The 16,903-nt window shown below is 61.6% G+C and carries 16 protein-coding genes; 9 read left to right on the forward strand and 7 right to left on the reverse strand.

Going from position 1 to position 16,903, the window contains the following annotated elements; genetic code table 11:
• Positions 1 to 216 precede the first annotated feature (216 nt).
• From FFM53_RS27395 to FFM53_RS27420, 6 genes are all read left to right on the forward strand, one after another.
• A complete protein-coding gene (locus FFM53_RS27395) occupies positions 217 to 1,527 on the forward strand; it encodes an ABC transporter substrate-binding protein (protein ID WP_138388664.1) in 1,311 nt (436 codons plus the stop codon).
• A 157-nt stretch (positions 1,528 to 1,684) separates the two neighbouring features.
• Entirely contained in the window at positions 1,685 to 2,590 is a 906-nt protein-coding gene (locus tag FFM53_RS27400; protein ID WP_003562956.1) for a carbohydrate ABC transporter permease, read from the forward strand.
• 1 nt (position 2,591) lies between these two features.
• Positions 2,592 to 3,551, forward strand: a complete 960-nt coding sequence (locus FFM53_RS27405) for a carbohydrate ABC transporter permease (protein ID WP_138332488.1) — start codon at positions 2,592 to 2,594, stop codon at positions 3,549 to 3,551.
• Complete coding sequence (locus tag FFM53_RS27410) at positions 3,548 to 3,751, forward strand: hypothetical protein (protein ID WP_138388663.1); 204 nt, start codon at positions 3,548 to 3,550, stop codon at positions 3,749 to 3,751. The genes FFM53_RS27405 and FFM53_RS27410 overlap by 4 nt, the downstream gene beginning before the upstream one ends.
• Positions 3,748 to 4,857: an ABC transporter ATP-binding protein gene (locus FFM53_RS27415; protein WP_029871366.1), complete on the forward strand. Its 1,110-nt coding sequence runs from the start codon at positions 3,748 to 3,750 to the stop codon at positions 4,855 to 4,857. Before FFM53_RS27410 ends, FFM53_RS27415 begins: the two co-directional genes overlap by 4 nt.
• Positions 4,857 to 5,933, forward strand: coding sequence for an ABC transporter ATP-binding protein (locus tag FFM53_RS27420; RefSeq protein ID WP_138388662.1), 1,077 nt, complete (start codon positions 4,857 to 4,859; stop codon positions 5,931 to 5,933). The genes FFM53_RS27415 and FFM53_RS27420 overlap by 1 nt, the downstream gene beginning before the upstream one ends.
• Positions 5,934 to 6,012: 79 nt before the next feature.
• On the opposite strand, the gene FFM53_RS27425 is transcribed toward FFM53_RS27420, so the two are convergent.
• From FFM53_RS27425 to FFM53_RS27440, 4 genes are read right to left on the reverse strand one after another with little or no spacing between them, the layout of a single operon-like run.
• Entirely contained in the window at positions 6,013 to 6,987 is a 975-nt protein-coding gene (locus tag FFM53_RS27425; protein ID WP_138388661.1) for an NAD(P)-dependent oxidoreductase, read from the reverse strand.
• 21 nt (positions 6,988 to 7,008) lie between these two features.
• Positions 7,009 to 7,701 carry a FadR/GntR family transcriptional regulator gene (locus tag FFM53_RS27430; RefSeq protein ID WP_138388660.1) on the reverse strand — a complete coding sequence of 231 codons (693 nt, stop codon included), beginning with the start codon at positions 7,699 to 7,701 and terminating at the stop codon, positions 7,009 to 7,011.
• A 2-nt stretch (positions 7,702 to 7,703) separates the two neighbouring features.
• Entirely contained in the window at positions 7,704 to 8,873 is a 1,170-nt protein-coding gene (locus tag FFM53_RS27435; RefSeq protein ID WP_138388659.1) for a mandelate racemase/muconate lactonizing enzyme family protein, read from the reverse strand.
• Between the two features lie 58 nt (positions 8,874 to 8,931).
• Positions 8,932 to 9,819, reverse strand: a complete 888-nt coding sequence (locus FFM53_RS27440) for a sugar phosphate isomerase/epimerase family protein (protein ID WP_138388658.1) — start codon at positions 9,817 to 9,819, stop codon at positions 8,932 to 8,934.
• A 345-nt stretch (positions 9,820 to 10,164) separates the two neighbouring features.
• On the opposite strand from FFM53_RS27440, the gene FFM53_RS27445 reads away from it, so the two are divergent.
• On the forward strand, positions 10,165 to 11,016 hold the full coding sequence (locus tag FFM53_RS27445; protein ID WP_138388657.1) for a sugar phosphate isomerase/epimerase family protein: 852 nt from the start codon (positions 10,165 to 10,167) through the stop codon (positions 11,014 to 11,016).
• A 233-nt stretch (positions 11,017 to 11,249) separates the two neighbouring features.
• On the opposite strand, the gene putA is transcribed toward FFM53_RS27445, so the two are convergent.
• Both putA and FFM53_RS27455 read right to left on the reverse strand, forming a co-directional pair.
• Complete coding sequence (putA, locus tag FFM53_RS27450; RefSeq protein ID WP_138388656.1) at positions 11,250 to 14,957, reverse strand: trifunctional transcriptional regulator/proline dehydrogenase/L-glutamate gamma-semialdehyde dehydrogenase; 3,708 nt, start codon at positions 14,955 to 14,957, stop codon at positions 11,250 to 11,252.
• Between the two features lie 27 nt (positions 14,958 to 14,984).
• Entirely contained in the window at positions 14,985 to 15,191 is a 207-nt protein-coding gene (locus FFM53_RS27455) for a hypothetical protein (RefSeq protein WP_138388655.1), read from the reverse strand.
• 150 nt (positions 15,192 to 15,341) lie between these two features.
• On the opposite strand from FFM53_RS27455, the gene FFM53_RS27460 reads away from it, so the two are divergent.
• Complete coding sequence (locus FFM53_RS27460; protein ID WP_138388654.1) at positions 15,342 to 15,836, forward strand: Lrp/AsnC family transcriptional regulator; 495 nt, start codon at positions 15,342 to 15,344, stop codon at positions 15,834 to 15,836.
• A 109-nt stretch (positions 15,837 to 15,945) separates the two neighbouring features.
• Here the strand turns inward: FFM53_RS27460 and FFM53_RS27465 are convergent, their stop codons facing one another.
• Positions 15,946 to 16,326 carry a winged helix-turn-helix transcriptional regulator gene (locus FFM53_RS27465; RefSeq protein WP_138388653.1) on the reverse strand — a complete coding sequence of 127 codons (381 nt, stop codon included), beginning with the start codon at positions 16,324 to 16,326 and terminating at the stop codon, positions 15,946 to 15,948.
• A 157-nt stretch (positions 16,327 to 16,483) separates the two neighbouring features.
• Here FFM53_RS27465 and FFM53_RS27470 point away from each other — a divergent pair, with 157 nt between their 5' ends.
• Entirely contained in the window at positions 16,484 to 16,876 is a 393-nt protein-coding gene (locus tag FFM53_RS27470) for a DoxX family protein (RefSeq protein WP_105008942.1), read from the forward strand.
• Positions 16,877 to 16,903 lie beyond the last annotated feature (27 nt).

Genomic DNA, 16,903 nt, shown 5'->3' on the forward strand with positions numbered 1-16,903 from the left:
GAAGACGAGCCTTTGATGAAAGCTCTCCGAGGTTGCGCTTGACGATAATGGCTTTTGGTACTACCAGATCAGGGAACGACATTCAGGCTTGAGATCTGAAACGAGCTAGGGGGTCGAGGAGGACCCCCAGCACGAACACCGCCCAAGAGGATCGGGAAAGCCGGATCGGGAGGCCCGCGATGAAGCGGGAGGCGTGCATAAATGGGAGGAAACATTATGCGCAAAACTATGACCGGTCTGTTGGCCGGTGTCGGATTGATGTGGGCCTGCGGAACATCCGCACAGGCCCAGGAACTGACCATCTTCTGGGCCGAGTGGGACCCGGCAAACTACCTTCAGGAACTCGCCAACGAATACGAGGCTCAAACCGGCGTTAAGGTCACGGTCGAGACCACACCATGGGCTGACTTCCAGACCAAGGCCTTCACCGAGTTCAACGCCAAGGGTTCAGCCTATGACATGGTCGTCGGCGACAGCCAGTGGATCGGGGCAGCGTCAGAAGCCGGCCATTACGTCGATCTGACCGACTTCTTCACCAAGCACAATCTGACCCAGGTGATGGCCCCGGCAACAGTGAAATACTACGCCGAATATCCGTCGAACTCGAAAAAGTACTGGTCAGTTCCGGCCGAAGGCGACGCCGTCGGCTGGTCCTACCGCAAAGACTGGTTCGAAGATCCCAAGGAGATGGAGGCGTTCAAGGCCAAATACGGCTACGACCTCGCCCCGCCGAAGACATGGGCCGAGATGCGTGACATCGCCGAGTTTTTCCACCGTCCGGACCAGAAGCGATACGGTATCGCCATCTACACCGACAACTCTTATGACGGTCTCGTCATGGGTGTCGAGAACGCGATCTTCTCGTTTGGAGGCGAACTCGGCGACTACCAGAGCTACAAGGTCGACGGCATCATCAATTCCGAGAAGAACGTCAAGGCGCTCGAGCTGTATCGCGAGCTCTACGGGTTTACGCCTCCGGGCTGGGCCAAGTCCTTCTTCGTCGAGAACAACCAGGCGATCACCGAGAACCTGGCGGCGATGAGCATGAACTACTTCGCCTTCTTCCCGGCTCTGGTGAACGAGGCGTCCAACCCGAACGCCAAGGTTACCGGCTTCTTTGCCAATCCGGCAGGCCCGAACGGCGAGCAGTTCGCAGCGCTCGGCGGCCAAGGCATATCGGTCATCTCCTACTCAAAAAACCAGGAAGAGGCGATGAAATTCCTCGAATGGTTCATCAAGGACGAGACCCAGAAGCGCTGGGCCGAACTCGGCGGCTACACGGCAAGCGCCAAGGTGCTTGAATCGCCGGAGTTTCAGAACGCGACACCCTATAACAAGGCCTTCTACGAGACGATGTTCAAGGTGAAGGACTTCTGGGCAACGCCTGAATATGCCGAACTGCTGATCCAGATGAACCAGCGCATTTATCCCTTCGTCACCGCCGGCCAAGGCACGGCGAAGGAAGTGCTCGATTCTCTGGCAGCGGACTGGAACGCTACGTTCGCGAAATACGGACGCAACAAGTAGCAAGCGCGCTCAGCGGAGGGGCCGCAGCCCCTCCCATTTCACTCTGCATCTCCGCGCCGAAGGCGCGGCTCGAGAGGGCGCGGCGCCCGGCATCAACTTCGCGCATCGTGATGCCGTTCCGGCATCCGGCGCGCCGAACTCTCGGAGGAGGAGAGGATTGGCCACCGCAGTCATGACATCGCTGGACACGAAATCGCGTGCCGCATCTCGCGGCATGAGCGACATCCGGATTCGCAATCTCTTCATCATTCCGACGATCCTGTTCCTGATCGTCTTCAACATCTTTCCGCTGATCTATTCGCTCGGCTATTCCTTCACCGACTTTCGCGCTTCGTCGAACGCGCCGGCCAACTTCGTCGGCCTGCAAAACTACCGCGAGTTGCTGAACGATCCTTTCATCTGGTCGAATTTCGCCATCACCGCGAAATATGTGATCGTCTCTGTTACCGGGCAGGTGATCGTCGGCTTCGGCACCGCGATGCTGCTCAACCGCGATATCCCGCTGAAGGGTCTTCTGACGACGCTGCTGCTGCTGCCGATGATGCTCTCGATGGCAGTGGTCGGCCTCTTCTGGAAGCTGCTCTACGACCCGTCCTTCGGCATCATCAACTACGCACTCGGCCTCGGCTCCTTCGAGTGGCTGTCGAATCCGGATATGGCGCTCTATGCAGTCGCAATCACGGACATCTGGATGTGGTCGCCCTTCGTGATGCTGCTGTCGCTTGCCGGTCTTTCGGCCGTGCCGAAGCATCTCTACGAGGCAGCGGCGATCGACCGGGCGGGGCCGTTCTATACCTTCTTCCGCATCACGCTGCCGCTCGTGGCGCCGATCCTCATGATCGCAATCATCTTCCGTACGATGGAAGCCTTCAAGACCTTCGACCTCGCCTACATCCTGACCAGCCAACCGACGACCGAGGTGATCTCCATCCGGCTCTACAAGATGGCCTTCCAGGAATGGCAGACGGGGCGTTCCTGCGCACTCGCCTACATCGTGCTCATCATGGTCCTCGCCATCACCAACATCTACGTCAAGTACCTCAACAAAGTGAAGGAGCGCTGAGATGGCCGCCGTCCAAACCCGCTCCGAACGCGCGCTGAACCGGGTGGCGATCGCCGCCGTACTGGTCATCACGCTGATCTTCCTGGCGCCAATCTACTGGATCACCTCGACGGCCTTCAAGCCGCGCAACCTTGCTACCACCATTCCGCCGACGGTACTTTTCGAGCCGGAACTCTCGCCCTTCGTGAAGCTCTTCACCAAGCGCTCGCAATTGCGCGGGACGCCGACTCCCGAAGAATATGCCGCCGCCCCCTGGTGGGAGCGGATGGTGTTCGACGGCGGCGAGAAGATCGTCCGCTCCGGTCGAGGCGAGGTGCAGCCATCCGGCTATCCGAACCGCTTCATGAACTCGCTGATCGTCGCCATCACGTCCACGGTGCTGGCAGTCGGCATGGGAACATTCACAGCCTACGGCTTCTCGCGCTTCAAAGTGAAGGGGGAGGCAGACCTTCTCTTCTTCATCCTGTCGACGCGCATGCTGCCGCCCGTCGTCGTGGCGATCCCGATGTTCCTCATGTACCGCGTCGTCGGCCTCAACGACACGCATTGGGGCCTCATCATACTCTACACTGCCTTCAACCTTTCCTTCTCGGTCTGGCTGATGAAGGGCTTCATCGACGAGATCCCGAAGGAATACGAGGAGGCAGCACTCGTCGACGGCTACACGCGGATGGAGGCCTTTTTCAAGATCGTCATCCCGGAAGCGGCGACCGGCATCGCCGCGACCGCCGTCTTCTGCTTCATCACGGCCTGGAACGAATATGCATTTGCGCTGATCATGACGAACCGGCGCGCGCAAACGGCTCCACCCTTCATTCCGAGCCAGGTCGGCTCAGGCCTGCCGGATTGGACGGTCATTGCGGCCGGCACGTTCCTGTTCCTGCTACCGGTCGCCATCTTCACCTTCCTGCTCAGGAACCATCTCCTGCGCGGCATGAGCTTCGGAGCGATCCGCAAATGACCTTCCGCGCCTTGAACCAGAGATTTCTCGAACCCGCTTCGCAGTATCTGATGATCCTCGGCATTATCGCGCTCTGCCAGCCCTGGAACCTATTTCTGCATCGCTACGGCATGACGATGACGCTCGTCGGACTGATCGCCTTCATGGTGACGACCAAAATCCCGCGGGACGCGCAACCAGACGAAGGCAGCCATTCATGACGCAGATCGAACTTCGCGGGATCCAGAAATATTTCGGTGCCGTCCAGGTCATCAAAGACCTTAATCTCGCCATCGCCGACAATGAATTCATCGTGCTGCTTGGACAATCGGGCTGCGGAAAGACGACGACATTGCGCGCCGTCGCCGGGCTCGAGACGATCGACGAAGGCGACATTCTGATCGACGGGCAGCCGGTGCAGCATATCAAGGCATCCGGCAGGGACATCGCCATGGTGTTCCAATCCTTCTCGCTCTATCCGCACATGACGGTCTACGAGAACATCGCCTTCCCGCTCCGCGCTACCCGGATGAGCCGTGCCGATGTCGATGCGTCGGTCCGCGAGATCGCCGGTGTGCTGCGCATCACCGGTCTGCTGGCCCGCAAGCCTTCGGCGCTGTCCGGCGGCGACATGCAGCGTGTCGCAATCGGCCGCGCGCTGGTGCGACGGCCAAAGGCCATGCTGATGGACGAGCCGATCGGTGCGCTCGACGCGAAGCTGCGCGAGGAGATGCGGGCGGAAATCAAGCGCCTGCATATCAAGCAGGGTTCAACCACCATCTACGTGACGCATGACCAGGTGGAGGCCATGTCGCTCGCCGATCGAATCGTCATCATGCACGAGGGCATCCTTCAGCAGGTCGGCACGCCGGAAGAGGTTTATGCGCAACCCGCCAACACGTTCGTCGCCCAGTTCGTCGGAAGCCCGGTCATGAACATGGCGCCGGCGACCATCAGCGAAACGGGCAGCCATACCAGCGTGCAGGTCGGCGACGGGACGACGGGCTTCGAGTTCCCCGCCGTGCTGGCCAACCGCCTCTCTGACGCAAGGGCCGAGAACGGCAAGCTGACACTCGGGGTACGCCCTGAGGGCGTGCTCGTTTCACGGGAGGCCCGCGAGGGCTTCATGCCGGTCGAAGCGCATATCATCGAGCCTCTTGGCTCGCACGACATCGTGGACCTGAAGGTCGGTCACCAGATGATCAGGGCACGGACCAAGAGCGGTTTCGTGCCTGGTCCCGGCGAAGCCGTCTGGGCACGCATCGACCCCGCCCAGGCACATTTCTTCAACACCGCTACCGGTTCGTCGCTGGGGATCAGACTCTGATGGCGCATATCGAACTCAAGGGCATCACCAAGACCTTCGGCAGCCACACGGCGCTGAAAAACCTGAATATCGACATTGCTGACGGCGAGTTCTTCGTGCTGCTCGGGCAGACCGGCGCCGGCAAGACGACGACGCTGCGCCTGATCGCCGGTCTCGAGAAGCCGGCCGCAGGCCAGATCTTCATCGACGGGCAGGACGTTGCCGACTGGGGTGCCGCCGAGCGCGACGTGGCCCTGGTGCTCCAGCAATACTCGCTTTACCCGCGCTATACGGTGCGGGAGAACCTGGAATTTCCGTTGAAATCCCGTATCCGTCGCGTTGAACCCGGGGAAATCAAGGAGCGCGTCGACCGCGTTGCGAAAACCCTGCGCATCGAGCATCTGCTCGACCGCAAGACGGACCGGCTGTCGGGAGGCGAGATGCAGCGCGTATCGATCGGCCGGGCCATCGTGCGCAAACCGCGGGTCTTCTTGATGGACGAACCGCTTTCGGCGCTCGACGCGAAGCTTCGCGAAGCACTTCGCACCGAGCTGAAAAACCTGCAGATGAACCTCGGCGCGACCTTCCTCTTCGTCACTCACGACCAGATAGAGGCCATGTCGATGGGCGACAAAATCGGCGTCCTGAACAATGGTCAACTGGTGCAGACGGGTACGCCGCAGGAGATCTACGGAAACCCGGTCAACACCTTCGTCGCGCGCGCGGTCGGTTCGCCGCCGATGAACCTGATTGCCGGCACGCTTGCCGGCGGCGAGGCAGTGGCGAGCGAGGGCTATCGGCTGCCCCTCGGCAACGGACACGGGATCGCGACAGACGGTCGTCCGCTCACCTTCGGCATCCGTCCCGAGGACATTTTTCTCGACAGCGGCGCGCCCGGCGAAGCACGGGTCCACGACGTGGAAAATCACGGTGTCGAAAAGATCGTGACGCTGCGCACCGGCGAGAAGTTCATCCACGCGACCGTGCCGACACAGACGGCGCTTCGGATCGAGGATGAGGTTCGCTTTTCGTGGAATCCGGAAAAGGTCGTGCTGTTTGACGCCGGAAGCGGTGTAAGCCTGCGGCACGCGGGCTGACCTGATCGGTCCGAAGGATGCCAGCGGTCTCGGCGGCACGGCAGGGGCAGCCAGCGTTTCGAATTGTCGCGACGAGGCGCTATGCGGGAAAGCGCCGGCGGTAGTGTTCTACCACTTCGGGATTGCGCAAATTAACGGGCAAGTCGCCCTTGATGACGCGCAGGGCTTCGCTCGCCGCGCCTGTTCCCATGCGCATCATGCTCTCTTCCGTCAGACCAGCGAGATGGGGCGTGACGATGACGTTGTCAAAGCCGAGATAGGGATGGTCGAGCGGCAGCGGCTGCGTTGCGAAGACGTCGAGCGCGGCTCCGCCGATACGACCATCGCGCAGCGCCTCGATCAACGCCGCATCATCGATCACGGGGCCGCGCGAGACGTTGACCAGAATGGCCGCGGGCTTCATGCGCCCGATGCGACCGCCATTGAGCAAGCCGGTCGTCTCCGGCGTCAGCGGGCAGCAGAGCACCACGATGTCAGCCGTCGCCACAAGCTCATCGATCGTGACGAAACGCGCGCCGTCCGGCACGCTTTCCGGCGACCGGCTCGTGGCGACCACCTCCAGTCCGAAACCGAACTTCGCGATCTTGAAGATCGCCTTGCCGACATTGCCCATTCCAACGATGCCCATGGTGCGGCCGGCGAGGTCGACGGCCGTATCCGATTGGGCGCGGCCCGCCACCCAGCCGTTCTGACGCAGGTCGCGGTCCATCAGGCGGAAGCGCCGAAGCAGGGCCAGCGTCACGAGAAAGACGTGCTCGGCGACAGTCGAGGCATTGGCGCCCGGGACGTTGGCGACAAGCACGCCGGCGCGGGTCGCCGCATCCATCGGAACCATGTCAAGCCCGGCACCATGGCGGATCGCCGCGCGAAGCGCTGGCGCATCCTCGAAGAAGGCCGGCGGGATCGGCGCGCGTATGACGACGATGCCCGCGCCGCGGCCTTCTCGCAGCAACGTTTCGGGATCGGGCGCGGAAGCGACGCGCAGATCACCCGCAGCCTCGAGCATGGTCTTGGCCGCGGGGTGCAGGGGATGTGTGGAAAAGATGAAGCTCATCGGCCCTCCCGCCGGTTGCGCCTATCCGGCTGTCGTCGCTGGACCGCCGATGAGACCCTTCCAATAGCTTTCCGCGCCTTGAAGATGCGCGCTCATCAGCGCCTGGGCCAGATTGCCGTCTCGGGCAAGCAGCGCCTCATAGATGCGGATATGTTCCTCATGCGAGCGCCGGCTGCGGGCGGCGTCGGCAAAATAGATCGGCAGGCGGTGCTCGCCCATCACGTAATAGACGCTGCACACCCGATGGAAGACGCTGTTCTTGGTGGCTCGGACGATCTCCAAATGGAAGTCCCGATCCTCGCGCGCCAGCCCCTCGCCGGCGGCAAGCTTCGCCTCGGACGCAGCGAGGATATCGCGCAATTGCTGGTAATTCTCCTCCGTCGCCCGATCGCATGCGAGTTCCGCGGCCTTGATCTCATGGATCTTGCGAAGCTCCACGGTCTCGTAGATCAGGATAGGATCAAGCGGCACGCCGGCGCGGGCAAAAAGCGCCATTGCCTCCACGCTCGCCTCCGTGGTCGTCAGGTAGATGCCCGACTTGGCCCGGCGTTCGACGATGCGCATTGCCTCCAGAATGGCCAGTGCCTCGCGAACCTGGCCCCGGCTGACGCCGAAATGCTCCGCAAGCTCTCGCTCCGATGGCGTGCGGCCGTTGCCGCTCGAGTTCGAGAACAGGTGGGCTGCGAGATCGGAGAGGAGGGAATTTTCTTTCATCGTCACTGTCTTTGCGCGTGAGTCTCCAGGACCCGCTGATTGATCGTGAAACCCAGGCCAGGCCTGTCCGGGATCTCTACCATACCGTCTTTCACCGACACAGTGTCCTCGACAAGATCGTGGATCATCGGATTGGCGCCGAGCGAATATTCGATGACGAAGCTTGCCGGGGAAGCCGCGCACAAGTGCAGGCCGGAGAAGAAGCAGGGCGCGCCGGCCCAAAGATGCGGCGCGAAACGGAGGTTGAAGGCGCTGGCGAGCGAGCTGATGCGCATCGCCTCCGTAATGCCGCCGCAGAAGGCGGGATCCGGCTGGAATATGTCGGCGGCCCGAAGCATGGCAAGATCTCGAAAGGCAAAACGCGTCGCCTCGCTCTCGCCCGCAGCGATCGGTACGTTCCCAGCCGCGCGCACCTCCGCCATGCCCGGCTTGTCATCGGCTATCACCGGCTCCTCGAACCAGGCGAGGTCGCAATCGGCGACCATCTGGATGAAGCGCTTTGCCTCCGCAACAGTATAGGTGCCGTGCGCATCGACCATCAGGTCGACGTCGGGGCCGATTGCCTTGCGAGCCGCCCGCACGCGCGATGCCGAGACATGCAGCGCACGATCCATCGCACCGACGCGCATCTTGACTGACTTGAAACCACCGGCCGCGACATAGGACCGGAGCTGTTCGCCGATCCGGTCCACGCTCTCCCAACCGCCCGAGGCATAGGCGGGCAACCTGTCCGCCTTGCGCCCACCCAGCAGCTTCCAGACAGGGACGCCGAGCGACTTGCCGAGAATGTCCCAGAGCGCTATGTCGACCGCGCTGATCGCCGCGACGGACAGACCGCGCCGCGCGATCTCGGGCATGGCGTGACCCGAACTCGCCGCCGTCTCGTGGCGTACGCCGTTGTAGAGCATCTCCCATATGCTGGAGATGTCGGCAGGATCGCGGTCGATGAGCTTCGGCCCCACCTCGTGATTGAGCATGTGTACCAGCGTGCCATAGGTGCCCGAACTGCCCGCGGCATTCTTGCCCTCTCCCCAGCCGACGATCCCGTCGTCCGTTTCGATCCGCAGGATCGCACTATCGAAGGTCGTCAACCGGCCGAAGTCGCTGCGGTGCTGACGGCTCGCCTCGATGGGAATTTTAATCCACCAGGCCTCTACGGTCTTGATACGCATGTCTCGGATCCCCTGCCCCTCACGGCCCGCGAGCCGCAGGGCATATGTCTTCCGTTCGTTACCTGATCAGCGGCAGGATCGTCTCGGCAGTGATCCGCATCTGATCGTCGTAGAACTTCTCAGTGAGAAGGCTCGAGCCGTGGTCCTGGATAAATTTCAGTTGCTCCGGGGGAATATCGACGGGGTTACGCTCGACCATGTCCGGATATTTTGAGGCCGGCGTGCGGTCGACCGGAGCGACGAATTCGTTGGTGACGGCGCCGTCGTACCCGATCTCCTTCAGCGTGCCGATGATCTTCGGCCAGTCGAGCTGGCCGAGGCCGGCGGCAAAACGATTGTTATCGGCGACGTGGAAATCGAACAGGCGCTTTCCAGCGAGCCGGATCGCTTCATACATGTCTTCCTCCTCGATGTTCAGGTGGAAGGCATCAAGGCAAACCCCGCATTCGGGGCTGACGGCATCGGCGAGCGCCAGCGCTTGGGCGGCACGGTTGAAGAAATAGGTCTCGAAACGGTTGAGCGGCTCGACGGCAATGCGCACGCCCCTCTTCTGGGCATGGGCAAAACACTCCTTGGTAGCGTCCACCACCCATGTCCACTCTTCCTCCTCGGTGCCATCCGGCACCACCTTGCCGACGGTGGCCGGCACGAGGGTGACGATCTCGCCATCGAGTTCGCTGACCATGGTGATGACGCCCTTGACATAGTCCACTGACCTGGCGCGCTGGCCTTCATCCTTGGCGGCAAGATTGCGTTCGCCGAGCGTCAGCGTAACGGCGCCCCAGCAGCGGATGCCATGCTCTTTCAGCAGCGCGCGCGTCTCCTTGATGTCGTACTGCGCCGGCTCCCCAGATATCTCGATGCTTTCGTAGCCATATTTCCTGATGCGCTTCAGCGTAACGGCGAGCGGTTCGGCCCGCATCCAGTTATGTGTCGAAAGATGCATGAGGTCCTCCCAGACAGTTGCAGCACGGTCCACCGCCAATCGGGCGGCAAAAGGTCATGTTATGGTTGGCCACTCTCGCCACCTTCGGCAATCTGGTTTGGCCAATTCTCGTTATTTGAAAGCTCTAGCTCAATTCTTAACCCTCTGCAAGACGGGGCCAAAAGGTCGATATTTCTTTAGGCGGTCGATATTTAATACTGATTTTCTCGCTTAGGCGCGAATCCGGCACCCCAAGCTTGTAATAAACTGGCTTGACCAGATTCCAAGATTTGGTATGACCAGATCTGGAAAAATGATAGGACGTTGAAACCATCTCGGAGTGGCCGCAGGCCAAGTGGAGGGGAGATGAAGATCGGCATGTGCATGTTTCTCTGGACGACAAGTGTCGGCCGGAAACACGAGGCACTGTTACGCGATATCAAGGACACGGGGTTTGACGGCGTCGAGATCCCGATCTTTTCGGGCACACCCGACGACTACCATCGGCTGGCAGACATGCTTGACCGGATCGGCCTGGAACGGACCGCCGTTTCCGCCATGGGCGATCCGCAGATGAACCTGATCGCCGCCGACGCCGCGACCCGCAGGCGCGGCATCGACTACATGAAATGGGCCATCGACTGCAGCGATGCGCTGGGCGCGACGTTGCTCAGCGGCCCGCTACATTCGACGCTCGGAAAGTTCTCTGGAAGCGGGCCGAGCGCGGCGGAACTGAAGCGTTCGGTTTCCTCGCAACGGGCGATCGGCGACCATGCAGAAAAGCACGGCATCACGATCGGGCTTGAGGCGCTGAACCGCTTCGAATGCTACCTGTTCAACACGATGGACGATCTTGCGGCCCATATCGACGCGGTCGGACATCCGCGTATCCGCGCCATGTACGACACGTTCCACAGCAATATCGAAGAAGCCGATCCCATCGGCGCGTTCACGCGAAACAGTGACCGCATCGTGCATGTCCACATTTCGGAGAACGACCGCGGCGTACCGGGGCGGGGCAACATTCCGTGGGCGGAGACGTTCAAGGCGCTACGCGCGAGCGGCTACGACGGGTGGCTGACAATCGAGGCCTTCGGTCGGGCGCTCAAGGAGCTCGCCGCCGCGACAAAGGTCTGGCGCGACTTCTCCGAGACACCGGAAGCAGTCTATCGCGAAGGCCACCGCCATATCCTCGATGGATGGCACGCGGCGGCATGAATACCAACAGACCTGCCTGATTTCGCCCCGGACAGGGCTGCACCGCACGGGAGACCGCGGAGGCGGCCGAGCTGCCGGGGGGAATGCGGACGCTTATGCTGCTCATGAAAGACCGCGGTTTTCTCAGGCTTGGGCAAACCCATTGGATGGGCCGGCTTTCGGCCACCCTTCCCGACGATCAAGGGCGCATGCATGCCAACGAGAGCACATTTTCTGCGCCCTCGTCTTGTCACTCAGCCGATGGCCATAAGGCTTGCATTTCCGCCGGCAGCTGCGGTGTTGATCGAGGTCGACACCTCCTCCAGCAGCCAATTCAGGCAATAGGCCTCGGGATCGCTCGCCAATTCTTCGGTCGTTGCGGCCTGGACCAGCAGAAGCGGACCGGGCAGGTGAGCAATCTTCTGATTGACGGCCAGAACCCTGTCGCGATCCCCTTCGACGAGGGCACCGGAGAACGGCCCGTCCTTTTCCCAGTCCAAGGTCCAGGAAATCCGGCCGGCGACAGCCGCCGGAAGATCCGCCAGGACTGACCTCGATAACGAACCCGAGTCCACGACGATGTGATTGCCGGTCGATAGGGCTGCGGCGATCTGGCGATGAAGCCCGCCCTCCGTCTGCGGCACGACGAGAATACGGCCGCGGGGATGGAGCGCGTAGAGATTGAGCTCGCCCACCGGACCGGTGAGTTCGCGTTCGAGCCCGAGCGCCGAACGGCTCGCATATCCACGCGCCGCTTCCCCCTCACCCGACAGGCCCTTCTTGTCGAGCCAGACGATGTAGTCACGAAGGGCAAGGTCCGTATGAATGGAATCCTGCTGCGGCGGCACGGGCGCACGTTGCACCAGCCGGCCGATATAGAGCGGACCGCCGGCTTTCGGACCGGTGCCCGACAGGCCGCGGCCGCCGAAAGGCTGCACGCCGACGACCGCGCCGATGATGTTCCGGTTGACATAGAGGTTGCCGGCCTTGATGCGGCTGGTCACATGCGCGATCGTTTCATCGAGCCGGGTGTGAAGGCCGAATGTGAGGCCGTAACCCGATGCGTTGATGTCGTCGATCAGCCGGTCGAGGCCGTTTCGCTTGAAACGGACGACATGCAGGACCGGTCCGAAGACCTCCCTCGTCAGGTCCGACAGCGACTTGATTTCGATGATCGTCGGCGGAACGAAGGTCCCCGCCGCAGTACTTTCCGGCAACTGCAGCTGATCCACCTTGCGGCCCAAGCCGCGCATATGCTCGATATGCTGGTCGATCTCCGTCTTGGCGCTGTCGTTTATGACCGGGCCGACATCGATGCTCAGCCGATCGGTTCGGCCGATCGTCAGCTCGCGGAAGGCGCCCTTCAGCATGTTGAGGGTCCTATCGGCGACATCGTCCTGAAGGCAGAGAACCCTGAGGGCCGAGCAGCGCTGACCGGCGCTGTCGAAAGCAGAGGCAATGACGTCGGCCACCACCTGCTCGGCCAAAGCCGAGGAGTCGACGATCATGCCGTTCTGGCCGCCGGTTTCGGCAATCAGCGGAATTGGCTTGCCGCTTGCCGACAGCCGTTCCGCCAGCTGCGCCTGGATCATCCGGGCAACTTCGGTCGACCCGGTAAACATGACGCCTGCCGTCTCCTCCGCCCCGACCATGCCGGCGCCGAGACGGCCGCTGCCGGGCACGAACTGCAGGGCACCGACAGGCACGCCCGCCTCGTGGAGGATCTTGACGCTCTCCGAAGCGATGATCGGCGTGACGCCGGCAGGTTTGGCAAGCACGGGATTACCTGCCACCAAGGCTGCGGCGACCTGTCCGGTGAAAATCGCCAGCGGGAAATTCCACGGGCTGATGCAGACGATCGGGCCGAGGGGCGCATGCGAGGGGCCGAGGGTCTTGCGGGCCTGCTCGGCGTAATAGCGCAGGAAGTCGATCGCCTCACGCACTTCGCCGACGGCGTTGGCCGCGGATTTGCCGGCCTCGCGCATGACGATGCCCATCAGCACCTTGATGCGGGCCTGCATGATGTCGGCCGCCCGCTCCAGGCAGGCGGCACGCTCGGCCGGCGGCACGGCGGCCCATTGCGGCGCGTGCTCGGCCGCCATGCGAACGATGCGCGCAGCCTCCTCGACCTTCACCTCGGTCACTGTGCCGACGACATCCCGGTGATCGGCAGGATTGAGAACATCGCGCGTCACCCCCTCCGTAGAGCCGTCGGCAAGGAGGGGAAGCGCATGCCACGGGGCAGCAGCCGCGGAGATGAGCGCCTCAGCCAAATCCGAAAGGGTGGCTTCGTTCGAGAGATCGAGACCTTCGGAATTGGCCCGGGCGTTGCCGTAAAGAGCCTTCGGCGAGGCGATCTGCGCGTGGGGGGCGCCAACGACAGGCATGGCTGCGACGTTTTCGGCGGGATCGGCAATCAGCGCCTCGACCGAGACATTCGGATCGGAAATGCGGTGCACGAAGGAGGAATTGGCGCCATTTTCCAGAAGACGCCGAACTAGATAGGCGAGCAGCGTCTCATGCGTTCCCACAGGCGCATAAATGCGGCATGGCCGGTCCAGTTTTTCCTTCCCGACAACCTCGTCGTAGAGCGGTTCGCCCATGCCGTGCAGGCATTGGAACTCGTATTTGCCGACGGTGAAATCAGGACCCGCCAGACGATAGATCGTGGCGAGCGTCTGGGCATTATGGGTGGCAAATTGCGGGAAGATCGCATCCGGAGCATCGAGCAGCTTGCGCGCGCAGGCGACGTAGGCGACATCGGTGTAGATCTTGCGGGTATAGACCGGATAGTCGTCGAGCCCGTCCAGCTGGGCACGCTTGATCTCCGCATCCCAATAGGCGCCCTTGACGAGACGGACCATGACCCGGCGCCCGGAGCGGCGTGCGAGATCGATGATATAGTCGAGGACGAATGGGCAGCGCTTGCCATAGGCCTGCACAACGAAGCCCAGCCCATTCCATCCGGCGAGATCAGGGGCAAAGCAAAGCTCCTCGAGGAGGTCGAGCGAAAGCTCCAGCCGATCGGCCTCCTCGGCGTCGATATTGAGGCCGATATCATAGGTCTTGGCGAGAACGGCCAGCGCCTTGACCTTCGGAAGCAGCTCGCTCATCACCCGGCCGGCCTGCGACCTTACGTAACGCGGATGCAGGGCCGAAAGCTTGATCGATATGCCCGGACCGTCATAGATGCCGCGCCCGTCCGACGCCTTGCCGATGGCGTGGATCGCCTTTTCGTAATCCCGGTAATAACGCTCGGCGTCGGCGCCCGTCGTCGCGGCCTCGCCGAGCATGTCGTAGGAATAACGGAAGCCGCGTGCTTCCAGCGGCCGGGCGCGTTTCAGCGCCTCCGCGATCGTTTCACCGGTGACGAACTGCTCGCCCATCATCCGCATCGCCATATCGACGCCGCGACGGATGACCGGCTCGCCGGCGCGCGCGATCAGCCGCGTCAGCGCTGCCGAAAGGCTCCGATCGTTGACCGTCGACGTCAGCTTGCCGGTAACGACGAGCCCCCAGGTGGCGGCGTTGACGAACATGGATTTTCCGCCGCCGATATGGGAGGTCCAGTTGCCCTCGGCAATCTTGTCGCGGATCAGCGCGTCCCGGGTTTCGGTATCCGGAATGCGCAGCAGCGCTTCGGCGAGGCACATGAGCGCCACGCCTTCCTGGCTGGAAAGCGAGTATTCCTGCACCAGCCCTTCGACACCGGTCCCCTTGTGCTTGGCGCGCAACGCCTCGATCAGGCTGCGGGCCGTGCTGCGAATGTCATAGCGTTTTGCCTCGGAGACGCGCGCTGCTGCAACGAGCGGCGGCAGGCATTCGGTTTCCGGCCGGCGATAGGCTGCCGTGATGGCCTGGCGAAGTTCGGATTGCGGCCGGATCGGCGGGGCAAAGGCAGAGAATGGCGCGCCATCAGCCGGATCATTGGAGGGGGCGGGGTCGATCGCTGCGTTCAACATGAAAGTACCTATCAATCGATATCTGGTTTAACGGATGAACGAGATGCCGGGCTCATCGTCCCACTGTGCATCGTCCGTGCAGGCGGGGCCGGAATATTCCGTCTCTCGCAGCGGGCGCGCCTCCGGTCTGTCGCGCTTGAGGGTGAGCGCCGCGGCCACGGCCCTGATCGCCAGCGGCCGGTAGTGCGCGAGCAAATCCGGCGTCCGATCGTCATCCGCTTCTTTATTCTGCATGAATGCTCCCCGTGTTGAGCGCGGCGGCGATACCGATTTCAGCACTCTTCTGCCCGGCCTACAACCTACCACAGCCGCAAATCGCAATCTCACTTGATTTCAACAGTTTCCAGGCTGTATGAACTTATTAATCCGCCCGAGAGAGTTCAAATGGCTACTGAAACCGACATCTTTAGTGAATTGGACCAGTTCGACAGAAAGATCCTCGCCGCGCTCGCCGAGGACGGAAGGCTGTCGATCACAGATCTCGCCGCGCGTGTCGGATTGTCGAAGACGCCATGCCAGATCCGCTTCAAAAGGCTGATCAGCGAAGGATATATCGAAGGCTTCAAGGCCGTTCTCAATCCGTCGAAAATGCAGCTCGACCATATTGCTTTCGTCGAGGTGAAGCTTTCCGATACCCGCGAGGACGCGCTGAAAAGTTTCAACGATGCCATCAAGAAGATCAGCGAAGTCGAAGAGTGCCATATGATCGCCGGCAGGTTCGACTATCTCTTGAAGATCCGCACGCGCGATATCGGCCGCTACCGCCGTGTCCTCGGCGAGCGCATCTCGACACTGCCCCACGTTGCCAACACATCGACGAATGTCGCGATGGAAACGGTCAAGGAAGGCTGGAACAAGTCCGGTTCGAGTTTTTCGTGAATGTGATCCTTGAGATGACGAACTGCCGGTGAGTAGCCGCCGGACGGACTGCGATATCGTCATTGCTATCGGCTATCGCGCCACTATGATCAATCGACCCACAGGCAGTTCAGCCATCTCTCGCTTTCCGACCGCGTGCGCTCGGTTTCACCGGCACACTCTTCCCGTACTCATTCCACCATGTCGTCAACGCTTCCATGGTGGGACCGAGGCCCCGCGCTTTTTGGGTGATCTCGTATTCGACGCGCGGAGGAACCTCCGCAAAGATGGTGCGGGACACGAGCCCGTCTGCTTCGAGCTCGCGGAGTTGCGCCGTCAGCATGTGTTGGGTAATGCCGGGAATAGCCTTTCTCAGTTCGCCAAACCGGTGGATCCGCTGATGGAGCAGCCACATGATTTCCAGCTTCCATTTGCCGGAGAGCAGCGCGAATGCGCGACGCATCTCCTCATGCATATTGATTTCGCCATCGGCCATGGTCTGGTTTTCCATACTAGCTGCAAGTAATTCATCCTACTTGCAAAGATAGACCTTAGACGACATTTTCCATCCGTGCATCAGGGACGCAGTAAAAGGAGCGCCCCTCACATAGAAACCGACAGACTCGACGAGAGGAATGTTGCTGCCTGGGCAGCGACAGGGATGAACTATGCTTGAATTTTACGGATACTGGATCAGCACGGCACTTCTATCCGCGCTCTATCTCGCTTCAGCCTACATGTACGCCACAAGGAAACAGTGGGTTCGTGAAGCGCTGACGGAACTCGGATACAGCGCGAACAGCCTCGTTCCGTTCATGATCATTGTTAAGGTCTTCGGCCCGATCGCAATCCTTTCGCGCGTCAGCGTGCCGCTCAGCGATCTCGCCTATGCAGGTATCTTCTTTCATCTGCTGCTGTCGGGCCTCGCCCATATCGGCGTTCGAAAACCTGTCGGCGCTCTGCCAGCGGCGATCGGCCTGGCGCTGCTGATCACCTCATTCATGACGCAGAACGACGTCCGCGACGTCCCTTCGCCTTACGTCCAGGCCGCTGCCCTCTGACACCTCGATGATTACTAAGCCTTATCA

Origin of the sequence: Rhizobium indicum (assembly GCF_005862305.2) — a bacterium.
Taxonomy (GTDB): Bacteria; Pseudomonadota; Alphaproteobacteria; order Rhizobiales; family Rhizobiaceae; genus Rhizobium; species Rhizobium indicum.

Excerpts from the sequence above, each read along its gene's own strand:
- FFM53_RS27395 (WP_138388664.1), top strand. The coding sequence starts at position 217 with ATGCGCAAAACTATGACCGGTCTGTTGGCCGGTGTCGGATTGATGTGG.
- FFM53_RS27405 (WP_138332488.1), top strand. The coding sequence starts at position 2,592 with ATGGCCGCCGTCCAAACCCGCTCCGAACGCGCGCTGAACCGGGTGGCG.
- FFM53_RS27410 (WP_138388663.1), top strand. The coding sequence starts at position 3,548 with ATGACCTTCCGCGCCTTGAACCAGAGATTTCTCGAACCCGCTTCGCAG.
- FFM53_RS27415 (WP_029871366.1), top strand. The coding sequence starts at position 3,748 with ATGACGCAGATCGAACTTCGCGGGATCCAGAAATATTTCGGTGCCGTC.
- FFM53_RS27420 (WP_138388662.1), top strand. The coding sequence starts at position 4,857 with ATGGCGCATATCGAACTCAAGGGCATCACCAAGACCTTCGGCAGCCAC.
- FFM53_RS27425 (WP_138388661.1), bottom strand. The coding sequence starts at position 6,987 with ATGAGCTTCATCTTTTCCACACATCCCCTGCACCCCGCGGCCAAGACC.
- FFM53_RS27430 (WP_138388660.1), bottom strand. The coding sequence starts at position 7,701 with ATGAAAGAAAATTCCCTCCTCTCCGATCTCGCAGCCCACCTGTTCTCG.
- FFM53_RS27435 (WP_138388659.1), bottom strand. The coding sequence starts at position 8,873 with ATGCGTATCAAGACCGTAGAGGCCTGGTGGATTAAAATTCCCATCGAG.
- FFM53_RS27440 (WP_138388658.1), bottom strand. The coding sequence starts at position 9,819 with ATGCATCTTTCGACACATAACTGGATGCGGGCCGAACCGCTCGCCGTT.
- FFM53_RS27445 (WP_138388657.1), top strand. The coding sequence starts at position 10,165 with ATGAAGATCGGCATGTGCATGTTTCTCTGGACGACAAGTGTCGGCCGG.
- putA (WP_138388656.1), bottom strand. The coding sequence starts at position 14,957 with ATGTTGAACGCAGCGATCGACCCCGCCCCCTCCAATGATCCGGCTGAT.
- FFM53_RS27455 (WP_138388655.1), bottom strand. The coding sequence starts at position 15,191 with ATGCAGAATAAAGAAGCGGATGACGATCGGACGCCGGATTTGCTCGCG.
- FFM53_RS27460 (WP_138388654.1), top strand. The coding sequence starts at position 15,342 with ATGGCTACTGAAACCGACATCTTTAGTGAATTGGACCAGTTCGACAGA.
- FFM53_RS27465 (WP_138388653.1), bottom strand. The coding sequence starts at position 16,326 with ATGGAAAACCAGACCATGGCCGATGGCGAAATCAATATGCATGAGGAG.
- FFM53_RS27470 (WP_105008942.1), top strand. The coding sequence starts at position 16,484 with ATGCTTGAATTTTACGGATACTGGATCAGCACGGCACTTCTATCCGCG.